This is a genomic window from Chlorogloeopsis sp. ULAP01, from assembly GCF_030381805.1.
Taxonomy (GTDB): Bacteria; Cyanobacteriota; Cyanobacteriia; order Cyanobacteriales; family Nostocaceae; genus Chlorogloeopsis.
In genome coordinates, this window is the sequence record NZ_JAUDRH010000008.1 from 236,791 (window position 1) to 249,549 (window position 12,759).

The following is a 12,759-nucleotide window of genomic DNA, read 5'->3' on the forward strand; positions in this document are numbered from 1 at the left end:
GCGCCCAAGGCATACGATTACACGCCGCAACGGATGAAAGAAACCTTTTCCTTCTGCCTACCTGCGGTAGGCGCAAAGCGACTTCTGCAAGTAGCCGCTGCGCGTCTGACGTCATGCCTATCAGTCTGGATGAAAAAAAATTCAACGTCCTTTTTCGATTGAGAAGGCATTAGAAGAAGATACCTTGTTAATTTATGCCATAAATGGAGATATCCTGCCTATCGATCATGGGTTTCCCCTGCGAGTTTTGGTTCCGGGTTGGGTGGGTATTGCTCATATCAAATGGGTTGGCAGCATTCAAGTTTCACAAACACCTCTGTTTTCCACATACAACACTAAAAGGTATGTCTTAATTGGAGAAGATTATCCCGTTTCAGAAGATCTGAAAGTACAAGGAGTCACGGGGCAAATTTTAACCACGCAAAAAGTCAAAAGTGCCTTTGAATTACCTTGGGATAGAGAAATTAAGGCTGGAAAACAGCTTATTCGTGGGCGTTCTTGGTCAGGTGAAGGAAAAATTACTAAAGTAGAGGTTAGTTTAGATGATGGTAAAACTTGGCGGAGTGTCAGACTGCGAGAACCGAATATTGCCAAAGCATGGGTGCGATGGGATCTAGAGTGGAATGTGCGCCCAGGAAGCTATGGTTTGCGTGCTCGTGCAATCGATTCTAGTGGCAATACTCAACCGGATAAAATTTCTTGGAATGATGAAGGATATAACTATTGGGCTGTTGTCACTCATCGCATCAAAGCTGTGTGAACTCCAGTCTCTAAGGCTGAACTGATGTAGCTTGAGTAAGCTAAAGAAAGACAACAAAGCGATCGCTTCTTAGCAATTGGAGGTGATCGAAAAGCTCTATCAGTGAATCAGCCAGCGGCAAGCGCTAAAATACAATGCTTAGAATAATTATTTTTTTTCTGGTTATTGGGCTAATTATCACAGGAATTTTAATTTATCCTCTCTTAAATAAACAGCGACGCAACCGTCTTAAACATCGCCCTTTCCCGCCACTGTGGAATGCCATTATTGAGAATAATCTTCCTATTTACCTCCGTCTTTCTGCTGCTGAACGCAGACAGTTGCATGGACATATTCAAGTTTTCTTAGCAGAAAAACAATTCATTGGCTGTAAAGGATTGCAGGTAACAGAAGAAATGAAAGTGACTGTTGCTGCTGTTGCTTGTTTGCTTCTTTTCAATGAACGGGGAGAATATTTTTCTAAACTTCGTTCGATTTTAATTTATCCCAGCACTTATGTGGTTAAGGAAACTGTTGCGAGCGGAGATTATGTTGTCGAAGAAAGGCGCGTGGCAAGATTGGGGGAATCGTGGAGTCGAGATCAAGTAGTGCTGTCTTGGGAACAGGTGCAACAAGACATCAGTAACTGGAGCGATGGGCATAACGTTGTGCTGCATGAATTTGCCCATCAGTTGGATCAAGAGGATGGTAAAGCTGAGGGTGTTCCGATTTTGCAAAGAAAATCAGACTATCCCCTTTGGGCGCAGGTGATGACAGAAGAATATCAGCTACTTTGTAATGATGTTCAACGAGGCGTAAAAACTGTGATGGATAGCTATGGTGCGACTAATCCCGCAGAATTTTTTGCCGTAGCGACGGAGACATTTTTTGAGAAACCACAGCAATTACTAAATCTGCATCCGGCACTATATACGTTACTGCAACGCTACTATCAAGTAGATCCTGTACAATGGGTTTAAAAATTAGTTCAATGCGATCGCTTTGCTAATTTGAAGGTGCGTTAGTCTGCTGACACGGCGATCTAACCACAACAACTTGTGTGATAACCACAGCTTATCGAGATCTAACCACGAGTTGTCTATGCTTTTAAATATATCATTTTTAATTTCTGCTTGTTATGAGGACGGTAATTTGAAGCTTTGTGTTAGCAGTATTTATGTATCTCTATTGACATGATTTACCTATATTACCGAGAAGAGAGCCTTGGGATTTTGCATCTAATTCAGATAACATACTTTTCAAATTTAAAGATTTTTCCTCACTCTTTTTTAAGAGAGGATTATACCAATGAATTTTCATAGGTATGACTACACTTTCACTATATACGTATGGCCCCACCATATGGGCAACAGGAATAGTTATCTTCTTTCCAGCTTTCAATTGACCAACTTCTACAGTTTTTGTTTGCCAATTATTCACATCTGACTCTAACTCTTTGAAACTATACTGTCGAGTTAAAGAGCCACTTATAGGAATGGAAGGAAAATCTTTAAATCGATAAGTAATTTCCAGTTGTTCCGCTGGTGACTTCTTACTATCTGATGAAGGATTATAAAATATCTCGAAATACAGTATTTGGCGGGAGTTTATGATTCCAAAATTAGGTTTATCATTGTAAATGCCATATACACATCTCATCAAATTGTTCAAGCTATCCCATCTTCCCCTTTTCATCTGACTCACAATTTGGTTATACACCTCATTGGGAAACATACTATTTAAACTGTTGCTCTCCATAAACTTTTTAGGAGTTGTTGCTGCTCCTTCAAAATAAGAGTTGAAGTCAATGTCTATCCTCCCTCTAATCTCCTCCAAGTTAGCACTAAGTTCATCTTGGCGGTTCTTTATTTTCTGAAGTTGTGTTTCTGCATTTCTGCGCTCTACATCCAATTTATAAGTTAGAAATGTTAGGAAGATGGACAAAAATGTAGCAACTATACCGAACCACTTAGCATAGTCAGGCTTCTGTTGGGCATTATTCGCTTCTCGACCATTTTCCTTTTTCTCATTCTGCGTCTCATCACTCATTGCTCTATCTCTAAGAATTGTTGTTTACCAAGAAATTGGGTCATGAATCGGCATAAATTTTTTATAAATAATTAAGACTTGAAGATGCCTAATTTCATATTTTGCATCTCGGCCTTAAAACGCCTGGAATTGAAGTTTCCAGGCTTATAGCTCAAGTCAGTTTTAACTGACTGAAAATCTTACTTAGTCTGCTTGAGCAGACTTTAGCTTTGTAGCCTTTGAAATTTATTTCTTGGCGGACAAGAGCACAGATGCAAGTCTACCTATTTATTCAAGGCACTTCTGCAATTTAGTAATAGATATAGCCTAACTATATTGCAGTTATACACTCTAATACATTTATTTTTGTATCCAAAATGGATGATTATCATTCAAGCGATGTTTGATGACAAGTTGCTGCGCGTCTACGCAAGCATTAATTTTCAAAACCCTTGTCTGAATAACCCAACTATAATTAATAAGCAAGAAGCTCTCAGGGAAGAACATGACGACAGTTTCTATCTTGCCAATATCTGATGCAAATGGCGAGAGAATTTATCGAGCGATCGCAGGAGATAAGCAATCAACTGGTAGAACCGCAGGTGAAGCATTGGATGCTTTGACGGCTCAGTTAGAAGGTGACGAATTCAATGCATTACTAGTGATCCAAAACTTTCTTCCTGACTGGTTTTTTAGTGTCGAGCAGCAAAAGCGTTTATCTGAGTTAATGAGTCTCTGGCGAGCCGCCCGCGATCAAGGACAAACACTCCCGCCCGAACAGCAAATAGAGCTAGATAGTCTTGTTGAGGTTGAATTGAAAGCTGCCACAGCTAGAACAGCAATCTTGTTGCAGCAACTGAACCAATGAACCCTTTTTATCCTCTGGTAGCTAACCGTGCCAATCATCGCTGCGAATATTGCCACGCACCTGAACTAGTCTTCAACTTTCCATTTGAAGTCGAGCACATTGTCCCTATGTACCGAGGCGGTGCTGATGCCGAATTCAATCTGGCTCTTGCCTGTCGCTCCTGCAATCTTCGCAAGGGAACCCGCATCAGTGCAGTAGATCCTGAATCCAAAACTGAAGTTCCTCTGTTTCACCCAAGGCAAGATACATGGAATGAACATTTCCGTGTGGATATTGAGGTTGGTACAGCCATTGGCAGAGCAACAATAGTTTGTTTAGAAATGAACAGTCAGCCACAAATAATTGCAAGACAACTATGGATTCGTTTGGGCTTATTTCCGTAAAATTTCTAATAAAGCACCGATCGTGCAAGGAGATTAAAACTGTTAATAAGGCGATCACAATTTCATTGACTAACTTTTAGCCACCCAAAAACCTGCTCTACTGTCAAATTTAGTGTTAAAAATTTTGGCATGGGCAGGCGATCGCTAGCTTTTAACTCTATCGGTTCCTGTCCTAGAATAAATGCCAAAATTAACCGCTCATCTGGATCGATTAACCATCCTAGCTGAGTGCCGTGTTTAAGACAGTGCAAAATATTACTAATAACTTTGGTAACTCTCTGTTCGGGTGAGAGAATTTCTACTGTCCAATCAGGATAAATATTAAACACATTGGGGACTTCGCCATCTGCTTCAAAAGGAATTCGTTCCCAAAGGAAAACACTAGCGTCAGGCACAATCGAGCGGTTGCCATAGACGCTCGAAGAGCGGCTTCCCCCAGGGTAAGTACAGCGCAATTCTGGGAAGGCAAGGGCAATTTTTGGCTTTTCTGCAACTTGATTAACAGCATCACAAAACTTGAGTAGCAGTCTTGAATGTTTCCCTTGAGACATAGGCTTTTGGTAAATCTTACCGTCGATAAATTCACTAGCAGGCTTGGTTTCTGGCTGCTTTAGGAATTCTTCAAGCGTGAGTGACGGAGGAAGTGCTGTTGTCATAAACAAAAGCGCGATCGCGTTGCTACTGAGCCAAATTTTTATTAATAATTATTAATAATATATATTCTTAATTTTCCCCTGATTTAATCGCAGAAAATATAGAAGAATAATCTTCGTGAGCAAATGACATTTTCATTGCCATATCCAAAACTTTCCGTACACCTTCTATACTGCTGACATTTAAACCAACTGTTTTTGCTTCATCGATAAAGAAATCAATATCTTTCATCAAATGTTTTGTCGGAAAATTGGGATTGGCATAATTGCCATCTAGCATTCTTGCCAATTTTTTATCAAAAGTGGGCGCGTAAAGAGCACTCTGACGCAAAACGTACATTAAGGCATCTACATCAATACCATAACGTTGAACAAAACTAAGGCTAAGGGCGAAAGCTGCTGTCTGGGAAGCAATGAGTTGATTTAACCCCAGTTTAAGTGCTGCCGCAGTTCCCACAGGCCCCACAAGTAAAGGTTCTGGGCCAAAATATTTAAATAGCTCTAAATAGCGCTGATATTGTTCTTGACGTGCGCCTACCATGACAATTAAATTGCCAGCTTTTGCTTCGGGGATGCTACCAAGAACTGGTGCTTCTAAATACTCCCCACCTGCGGCAACTACTGCATCTCTAATTTCTCTACTTTCTGTGGGGGTAATAGTTCCCATTTGAATGATACTGCGCCCCGCCACAGCCTGCGACGACCGATCTGAAAGTAACACGCTATATATAGCCGCAGCGTTAGTGAGCATCAAAATTACACAATCGGCAGCACGAATTGCTTGATAGGGCTTTGTGACAACTTCTGCACCAGCTGCTTTTAAGGGTTCCAACTTTTCTGGGGTGCGGTTGTAGGCAATTACTTCCACGTTTGCCTCTAACAACTTCTGCGCCATCGGCAATCCCATTAATCCAGTCCCCAGAAATGCTACCTTCATCTTCTACATTCCTTCGGTTGAGCGATCGCTTTTCTTTCTAAAAATTAAATTTAGGGGCTAGAAATTAGAGGCTAGGAGCTAGTAAATTAAAAAGTAAAAATTTTAATTTTGCATTTTTAGTTTTGAATTGATTTACCCTAGCCCCTAGTCCCTAGTCCCTTCTTAGCCTCCTGCGGCAAAAGTAACCATAATCATCACGGAAAGTAAAATACCGGGTATAAGTAGCACAATTAGCGTTAACAAGTCATGAGTGGTCATAATTTTTACCTTTTAATTGTCTCTTTTTTCACTTTCATTAGTGTGATGCTAAATTAACTATTACTCAACTGCTTTAATAGAGTTTTAACTTATCAAATTGGCCCTTGTTCTAGCATAGTAAATCCCTTGAGTGGTTGGGAACTTTCTGTTTGCCTGAGTCCTTTACTTTGGAGTAAAACACCAAACCCGCCTAGCCCCAAAGGATCTACAAGCTGGTGTAGTGCATCGCGGCGACGTAGCACTTCGGAGATGGACTTTTCTGTGTGAGAGAGTGAAGCAATGCGATCGCCCAAACCCAGCATCATCAAAAATAGTTCTTGTCGCGTAAAACTAACTTTATTTAATCCGCAGCCCTCACCCCATCTTTCCAAAGCAGTAAAGTCAACATGAGCCGTGATATCTTGTCGTCCAACATTGATATAGGGATTGTGATGGCGTTGATGATGCCAGTAGCATTGTAATGTGCCTTGCGATCGCCTGGGATTGTAGTAGCGACTAGCAGGATAGCCATAATCTACAGTTAACACATACCCACGCTGCAAACGGTCTGCTACTACACCTAACCAATCCAAAGCCGCTAAATTTACCTCACTGCGATAGCCTTCTGGATAAAAATTTTCTGTAAACTGAATGCCAACCAAATCAAAATATTCAGCCAATTTTGGTGTAGAAAGTTCACCCGTCACTTCCACGAATGGTGAAGTGGGAGATGGGGAGAATCTATCAAAAACATTCCCCGTGTCCCCGTGTCCCCGTGTCCCCGCGTCTGGGTGTCCTCTTTCCCCTTGTCCCGAATTCCTCCTGCCTTCTTTCTCTGTCGTTACATAAATTTCTCGCAGTTTCCCCTCTTCTAAAATAAACTGATGCACTGGCAAAGCATCTAGCAACTCGTTTGAAAAAAAGCAACCTGTAATTGAGTTATTTGGTATGTCTTCTAAACTACACCAACGTAATTTAAAATCTTGCAAGCGTTCCTGTTGTACTTGCCTTAAAGCTGGTGACTTTTCCACAATTACGTACTCCAGCGCTGCAAAAAAATCTGGATAGTGCTGCTGTATATACTTTAAAATATCTAATGCCAAATGCCCTTGCCCTGCACCCATTTCAACCAGAGAAAATAGTACAGGTTGCCCCAGAATTTCCCACATCTGGAGAAATTGTTCAGCCAGCAATTCGCCAAAGTCTGAGCCAAGGTGAACAGAAGTAAAAAAATCACCCTGCTTGCCAATATTTACTGCCTGAGTGGAATAATAACCGTATTCGGGATGGTATAACACCATATCCATGTACTCGGCGAAACTGATTCGCTTGTGGGGATTGGTAGTGATGCGATCGGCTATAACTGCGCACAGTTCTAGATTAGAATCCATAATTTTATAATTTACACATTTTATAAATAGCTTGTAGCGTGCTTTAGTAAAACCGTGCCAAGCAGTTACAACTGATGCACTCATCGAGCAAATCATTTGTAGTATGAGCTATCTCATAGAAGCAATCGGCAATGCTTTCTAAGATAGGGATAAATCAAATGAATTGAAATCATTTCCAAGCTCTAATTACTCTAATTTTTTAGCTTATTTCCTAAATTAGAAGTTTACTAAGGAGTGAGATATGCTGAGTCAAAAATCTATAGATATAGTCAAATCTACAGCACCAATATTAAAACAGTATGGTTTACAAATTACTAATAAGATGTATGAAATTATGTTTTCTAACCATCCAGAGGTAAAAGAAAAATTTGATATGTCTGCTCAAGCGGATGGTTCTCAACCTGCAAGGTTAGCATCTGCAATATATAATTATGCCAGTAAAATTGATAATTTATCTGCTTTAAAGCCAATGGTTGAAAGGATTGCCCATCGCCATGTGCAAACTCATGTTTTACCAGAGGAATATTCGATTGTCGGCTCAAGTTTACTACAAGCGATGCAGGATGTATTAGGTGAAGTAGTTACCGACGAAGTGATGGTAGCTTGGACAGAAGCTTATCAAGCATTGTCTGACATATTTATTGCCAGAGAACACAATATTTATGAAGAACAAAAGAGCGTTATTGACCCATAAGCAAAACTTGGTGACTTGGCGGTGCGATCGCCCTTTAAATGACCTAAAAGGGAATAAAAAACAGTGACGTTAATGGAGCAACAACTATCAGAGCTATCTACAAGTTTGTCTGATGAATTACCAACAATGTTATGCCATTCAACTAGTTATCTTCTGTTTTTAATTGCCGTTAAAATATTTCAGGTAATAATGGTTTTGAATTTACAACACCAGTATAGTTTTCATATAGTGTTTCTATATCATGACCTGTAATACTCGCTACAGTTACAGGATTCATACCTTGTTCTAAACAATGAGAAATGAAAGTATGACGAGTATTATAAGGTTTACGATATTCTACACCAGCTTTTTCTAAAATTCTCCTCCAAGCACGATTACAGAAATTGTGGTCATCTATAGCTTTACCTTCTGGACTAGGAAATACTAAATCATCTGGTTGTGCATTTGTTGGTTTTATCAATTTTAGTAGTTCTTCAAGTTTTTTATTTACAGGTATAGTACGTGCTTTATTAGTTTTTGTGGATTTGCGTACCCCTCTTGTAAAACTTTCTCCAATCCAAATGGAAGAAAAATCATCTGATATATGTTTCCACTGTAACCCGATAGCTTCTCCAGTACGCACCCCCGTAGCCAATAGGAACTGTACGTAATTGGCATAGTGCCTATAGTGCGGATCTTTTTTGAATGCTTCTATAATTGCCTTAATTTCATCCTTATTAAATGGTTTAGGCGGTTGTTTGGGAGCGACTTTAACTTGTTGTTGTAGTTCTTTCCAAGGATTGTATTGGGTTACTTGCTTTGTTTTACCCCATTCCCAACAAGCATTAAGTAAACACAGATAGATTTTTATAGTACTTGCAGACATGGATTGCTGAAGGGATGCTACAAACTCTTCTGCATTCTCCAAATTGACAAATTCTGCTGTTTTGTTACTATCAAAGTAAGAAGCAAGATATTTACCAACAACTTCATACTTCTGTTTGATTGTTCGTACCGATACAGTTTTAGTTTTATGTTCTATGAATGCCGCAAATAGCTGATTAACCGTCATTCTGGGTTGTGTCGGTCTGGATTCATAAACGCTTGCATATTTAGTTGTAACTTGAGGTTTGTATTTAGCCAGTGTTGCATCAAATCTCTCGTAAGCGATATCTGATTCAATCTGTTTTGCCTTAGCTTCAGCTAGCTTTCTATTTTCTGCTGTATCTTCTAGTCCTAAGGTTAAACTATACCTTTCTCTATTGAACCTCCAACGTAATCTCAACTTGTTTCTAAAGTTCTCTACTACTACAGTACCTTTACTAGCTTTCTTAAAAGTTGTGCCGCCTTCCATTTGGGTATCACTTTGGGTATAAATGTTTGGGTATCAATTTCTGTACTCTAGTCTTATGATACCCATCTGATACCCAAAAAACAACACAAGATAACTAGAAACAATACTTCCTTGGGTATCTTCGGCTAAAACTATGATTTTACGTTAATACAAAAAGCCCGTGACGAGGATTGAACTCGTGACCTCACCCTTACCAAGGGTGTGCTCTACCACTGAGCTACACGGGCAAATTTTAATTAAAAATTAAAGATATAAAACCAATTTTTAATTTTACATTTTTAATTTTTAACTTTTTAGAGGTGGGCCGGGCTGGATTCGAACCAGCGTAGGCGCTAGCCAACGGATTTACAGTCCGTCTCCATTAACCACTCGGACACCGACCCGTGAGACCCACGATTAATTATCTTAGCACAATGTTTTAGAAACTCAAGTATTTTTTCAAAAAAAGGGGGATTGGGTACTGGTGATTAGGGACTGGGGACTGGGAGCAAATAAGAGGAGTGGGAGAGGGGAAGATAGGGAAGAATTCTTCTCCTTGTCCCCGCGTCAACGGACAGTTCGCTCAACGGAGCGGAGCCGGAGACTCCGAAAGCTCCGGGGAATCTCCGCACACGACTGTCCTCCCCATGTCCTCTTCATTCCCTACGTCTGCCTTAATGATAAGTCTTTAAGCAGACATGATCATACGCGTTTTCTAGCTCAACAATTCCCCAGTCTCTTGGAGTGCGTGCAAGCGATGGTATATTCCACCGTGACGTAACAGTTCTTGGTGGCTACCGACTTCGACAATTTTGCCTCGATCCAAAACCACAATTTGATCTGCCTCTCTGACTGTACTCAGACGGTGGGCAATAATAATTGTGGTACGAGTTCCTTGCAGCGATCGCATTGCCAATTGAATGGAACGCTCAGATTCGTAGTCTAGACTGGAAGTCGCTTCGTCAAAGATGAGTACGTCTGGTTCTACCAGCAATGCTCTAGCAATTCCCAAACGTTGTCTTTGTCCACCAGATAATCTTACACCCCTCTCTCCTACCACCGTGTAGTAACCTTGGGGTAGGTGCTGGATGACTTCATCAAGTCTGGCGATTCTACAGGCTTCCTCTACCTGCTCAAAAGTGGCATCAGTTCTGCCATAGGTTAAGTTATCCAAGAGAGTACCGTTAAAAACATCTACTTCTTGGTGAACGATCGCTAGCCGACGTCGATAATTTCCTACATCCAAGTTGCGAATATCTTGTCCGTCAATCAAAATTTGGCCTTGATTTGGTTCAAAATACCGCAATAGCAGCTTCACTAATGTTGATTTACCCGAACCTGATCGCCCGACTAATGCAACTGTTTGGTATGGCTCAATCAAGAAGTTGATATCTTCTAAAACTCGGCGGCTAGGTTCGTAACCAAAACTAACGTGCGAGAATTCGACTTTACCGGTGAATTTATAAGGTGATTCAGCAGTTTCGTGTCGTTCTTCCAAAAGACTAACTGCATCAACTCCCGATGGCTCTTGGAGAAATTCATGAAATCGCACCATAGAGGTGTAACGACGAGCAAAAATCTCTGCCAAAGTACTAATCGGTTCTAACTCTGCATAAGCCATACTCGACAGAGTTAAGGTCATGATAAAGTGGCCGAGAGTAATCTGTCCGTTTACTGTCGCCGCTAGTGTTAAACCCAAGATTATAAATACGCAAAACTGAATGATAGTGCGCTGCCAAGTTTGTAGTCTGACATAACCTTTGTGGATGCGATTATCAACTACAGTTAGTTCGCGTTCTAAACGTAGTTTTTGCCGTTGTCGTTCTTTGGCTTCTGTTGCAAATGCTTTTACTGTTTTGATATTACTGATGATTTCTGAAGTACGGCTTTCAGTATTTTCCATGTATTTATCTAGGCGGTTATCGTGCCAAATTAGCCGCTTTAATTTTTTCAAGGTAAAGCCAAGGATAACCACAAAAGAAATTAGATATAAAATTGCTATTCGCCACTCCACAAACCAAATAAATACAAAAATACCTAATACTCGAAAAAGCTTCGGAATCATCTGTCCGGCTATTTCGGGATAAGTCCACGTGTGGTTAGCAACACCTCTGGCTACTCGTCCGGATATACGTCCGGGGTTATTTTCGTCATAAAATTCTAGTGGTAAAGTCAGAACTTTCTCGATCGCTTTTTGATTTTGATCTCGACGCGCTCTCAAGGCAATATCCCAGTGAAACCAACTGGTTAACCAAGGCTGTGTCGGCGCTCTCAATACGGTGACAATGAAGATTAAACCCAGTAATACACCTAATGCTAAAGGTTTACCTACTGGGTAATTTATAGTTTCTGCAATTGTGGCGATCGCTCCTTGAAGTGGTTTGTCTAACGGTTGATTGGACAAAATATTTAAAATTTGCCCGATCGCATAAGGTACAACCAAATCGATAATCTCGTAAGCACTGGTTGCTGCAATACTAAAAATACTCAGCTTCCAGTAAGGACGAAAATAATTGAGAATATCTCGAAAGTTTGCCATGATGCACACTATCCAAGAGCGTGAGCCTGTGACTCTGGAATTTTTATACTACAAGTATATTACATTGTGGTCAAGAGGCAAATGAGTAAATCATCCTTTTGAAGGAGGCAGGTTGGTTTTCTGGGTGAAGAAGGCAGAGGAGGCAGCGCGGTGAAGCAGCCCACCACCAAAGGCGGTTCCCGGCGTAGACGCAAAGCGGTGAGGGGGTCGCAGTCTTGGCGGTTCCCGTCACGATTGCGAACCCCCGAACCTGTTCGTCGAAGACGTTCCCGTAAGGGTTGGGGGACTGCTATACGCCCTTGGCGTTCCCTCCGGGTACCCGGAGGGTGGACTGGTTTCCCGGCATAAAGGAGCCAGTGCGTTGGGCGGCTTTGCCGACTTGAAGCACCTGGCGTCGACTGCCGTGGCAGGAGGCAGGAGGGAATGTTGTACTAATTAATCTCCTCCCGCAGTTTGGTGGCTTCCTTTTGAAGGACTTTAGTACTTTTAGTCATAAAATCTAGAATGAGTGCGAGTTCTTGATCGCTGTAGTTTGAGTACAACTCAACCATTGCTTGTCCCATTGAAGCGAACAACGGGGCAATCTGGCGCTCCATCTCTTCTTGGATTGGCTGGATGATAACTTGCCGCCGATCGCTTGGATCTCTCTCACGCCGCACAAAGCCAGCCTTTTCGAGCCGATCAACAACACCCGTAATCGCCCCAGTAGTTAATCCTGTTCGCTCGGCAAGTTCGCCTGCGGTGATTGCTCCTGTTTGAGCAAGAATATCTGCACATTTGTGATCGGTGGTATTCAGTCCGAGTCTTTCTGCGATCGCTGTATGGAACAGCACTGTTGCTGCACTAAGTTCCCGCCCTGCCCAATTCAGCGCCTCGGCTAACTCAGCACGTTTTGATTGCTCGCTTGGCATTACCTCACATCTCCGCTCATACCATTTTAGATTTTAGATTTTGGATTTTAGATTTTGCAGCCATTGC

The 12,759-nt window shown here is 41.3% G+C and carries 13 protein-coding genes and 2 tRNA genes; 6 read left to right on the top strand and 9 right to left on the bottom strand.

All coding sequences use genetic code 11. The features are described 5' to 3' along the window. Positions 1-139 precede the first annotated feature (139 nt). Together QUB80_RS17860 and QUB80_RS17865 are read left to right on the top strand one after the other, a co-directional pair. Positions 140-760 carry a molybdopterin-dependent oxidoreductase gene (locus QUB80_RS17860; protein ID WP_289790980.1) on the top strand — a complete coding sequence of 207 codons (621 nt, stop codon included), beginning with the start codon at positions 140-142 and terminating at the stop codon, positions 758-760. Positions 761-894: 134 nt separating this feature from the next. After that, the gene (locus tag QUB80_RS17865; protein WP_289790857.1) at positions 895-1,719 is read left to right on the top strand and encodes a M90 family metallopeptidase; all 825 of its coding nucleotides are present in this window, start codon (positions 895-897) and stop codon (positions 1,717-1,719) included. 205 nt (positions 1,720-1,924) lie between these two features. On the opposite strand, the gene QUB80_RS17870 is transcribed toward QUB80_RS17865, so the two are convergent. After that, complete coding sequence (locus tag QUB80_RS17870) at positions 1,925-2,788, bottom strand: hypothetical protein (RefSeq protein ID WP_289790858.1); 864 nt, start codon at positions 2,786-2,788, stop codon at positions 1,925-1,927. A gap of 484 nt (positions 2,789-3,272) precedes the next feature. Between QUB80_RS17870 and QUB80_RS17875 the strand changes: the two genes are divergently transcribed. Next, on the top strand, positions 3,273-3,635 hold the full coding sequence (locus tag QUB80_RS17875; RefSeq protein ID WP_289790859.1) for a hypothetical protein: 363 nt from the start codon (positions 3,273-3,275) through the stop codon (positions 3,633-3,635). Further along, on the top strand, positions 3,632-4,018 hold the full coding sequence (locus QUB80_RS17880) for an HNH endonuclease (RefSeq protein ID WP_289790860.1): 387 nt from the start codon (positions 3,632-3,634) through the stop codon (positions 4,016-4,018). Before QUB80_RS17875 ends, QUB80_RS17880 begins: the two co-directional genes overlap by 4 nt. Before the next feature lie 62 nt (positions 4,019-4,080). Here the strand turns inward: QUB80_RS17880 and QUB80_RS17885 are convergent, their stop codons facing one another. The 3 genes from QUB80_RS17885 to QUB80_RS17895 all read right to left on the bottom strand — a co-directional run bounded on the left by QUB80_RS17885 (position 4,081) and on the right by QUB80_RS17895 (position 7,236). Next, positions 4,081-4,674 (bottom strand): Uma2 family endonuclease, encoded by a 594-nt coding sequence (locus QUB80_RS17885; protein ID WP_289790861.1) that lies wholly within the window; start codon positions 4,672-4,674, stop codon positions 4,081-4,083. 67 nt (positions 4,675-4,741) lie between these two features. Further along, on the bottom strand, positions 4,742-5,608 hold the full coding sequence (locus tag QUB80_RS17890; protein ID WP_289790862.1) for an NAD(P)-dependent oxidoreductase: 867 nt from the start codon (positions 5,606-5,608) through the stop codon (positions 4,742-4,744). Positions 5,609-5,958: 350 nt separating this feature from the next. Then, the gene (locus QUB80_RS17895) at positions 5,959-7,236 is read right to left on the bottom strand and encodes a class I SAM-dependent methyltransferase (RefSeq protein WP_289790863.1); all 1,278 of its coding nucleotides are present in this window, start codon (positions 7,234-7,236) and stop codon (positions 5,959-5,961) included. A 241-nt stretch (positions 7,237-7,477) separates the two neighbouring features. On the opposite strand from QUB80_RS17895, the gene QUB80_RS17900 reads away from it, so the two are divergent. Next, positions 7,478-7,930: a globin domain-containing protein gene (locus QUB80_RS17900; protein ID WP_289790864.1), complete on the top strand. Its 453-nt coding sequence runs from the start codon at positions 7,478-7,480 to the stop codon at positions 7,928-7,930. A gap of 169 nt (positions 7,931-8,099) precedes the next feature. On the opposite strand, the gene QUB80_RS17905 is transcribed toward QUB80_RS17900, so the two are convergent. From QUB80_RS17905 to QUB80_RS17920, 4 genes are all read right to left on the bottom strand, one after another. Then, positions 8,100-9,263 (bottom strand): tyrosine-type recombinase/integrase, encoded by a 1,164-nt coding sequence (locus tag QUB80_RS17905; protein WP_289790865.1) that lies wholly within the window; start codon positions 9,261-9,263, stop codon positions 8,100-8,102. 155 nt (positions 9,264-9,418) lie between these two features. Beyond that, positions 9,419-9,490 (bottom strand) — tRNA-Thr (locus QUB80_RS17910). Between the two features lie 73 nt (positions 9,491-9,563). Beyond that, a tRNA-Tyr gene (locus QUB80_RS17915) sits at positions 9,564-9,646 on the bottom strand. Positions 9,647-9,957: 311 nt separating this feature from the next. After that, the gene (locus QUB80_RS17920) at positions 9,958-11,781 is read right to left on the bottom strand and encodes an ABC transporter ATP-binding protein (RefSeq protein ID WP_289790866.1); all 1,824 of its coding nucleotides are present in this window, start codon (positions 11,779-11,781) and stop codon (positions 9,958-9,960) included. 150 nt (positions 11,782-11,931) lie between these two features. Between QUB80_RS17920 and QUB80_RS17925 the strand changes: the two genes are divergently transcribed. Further along, positions 11,932-12,129, top strand: a complete 198-nt coding sequence (locus QUB80_RS17925; protein WP_289790867.1) for a hypothetical protein — start codon at positions 11,932-11,934, stop codon at positions 12,127-12,129. 83 nt (positions 12,130-12,212) lie between these two features. Here the strand turns inward: QUB80_RS17925 and QUB80_RS17930 are convergent, their stop codons facing one another. Then, positions 12,213-12,692 carry a MarR family transcriptional regulator gene (locus QUB80_RS17930; RefSeq protein WP_289790868.1) on the bottom strand — a complete coding sequence of 160 codons (480 nt, stop codon included), beginning with the start codon at positions 12,690-12,692 and terminating at the stop codon, positions 12,213-12,215. Between the last annotated feature and the right edge of the window lie 67 nt (positions 12,693-12,759).

What these genes read in the sequence shown, in the direction of transcription:
- QUB80_RS17865 (WP_289790857.1), top strand. Translation starts at nt 895, where the DNA reads ATGCTTAGAATAATTATTTTTTTTCTGGTTATTGGGCTAATTATCACA.
- QUB80_RS17870 (WP_289790858.1), bottom strand. Translation starts at nt 2,788, where the DNA reads ATGAGTGATGAGACGCAGAATGAGAAAAAGGAAAATGGTCGAGAAGCG.
- QUB80_RS17875 (WP_289790859.1), top strand. Translation starts at nt 3,273, where the DNA reads ATGACGACAGTTTCTATCTTGCCAATATCTGATGCAAATGGCGAGAGA.
- QUB80_RS17880 (WP_289790860.1), top strand. Translation starts at nt 3,632, where the DNA reads ATGAACCCTTTTTATCCTCTGGTAGCTAACCGTGCCAATCATCGCTGC.
- QUB80_RS17885 (WP_289790861.1), bottom strand. Translation starts at nt 4,674, where the DNA reads ATGACAACAGCACTTCCTCCGTCACTCACGCTTGAAGAATTCCTAAAG.
- QUB80_RS17890 (WP_289790862.1), bottom strand. Translation starts at nt 5,608, where the DNA reads ATGAAGGTAGCATTTCTGGGGACTGGATTAATGGGATTGCCGATGGCG.
- QUB80_RS17895 (WP_289790863.1), bottom strand. Translation starts at nt 7,236, where the DNA reads ATGGATTCTAATCTAGAACTGTGCGCAGTTATAGCCGATCGCATCACT.
- QUB80_RS17900 (WP_289790864.1), top strand. Translation starts at nt 7,478, where the DNA reads ATGCTGAGTCAAAAATCTATAGATATAGTCAAATCTACAGCACCAATA.
- QUB80_RS17905 (WP_289790865.1), bottom strand. Translation starts at nt 9,263, where the DNA reads ATGGAAGGCGGCACAACTTTTAAGAAAGCTAGTAAAGGTACTGTAGTA.
- QUB80_RS17920 (WP_289790866.1), bottom strand. Translation starts at nt 11,781, where the DNA reads ATGGCAAACTTTCGAGATATTCTCAATTATTTTCGTCCTTACTGGAAG.
- QUB80_RS17930 (WP_289790868.1), bottom strand. Translation starts at nt 12,692, where the DNA reads ATGCCAAGCGAGCAATCAAAACGTGCTGAGTTAGCCGAGGCGCTGAAT.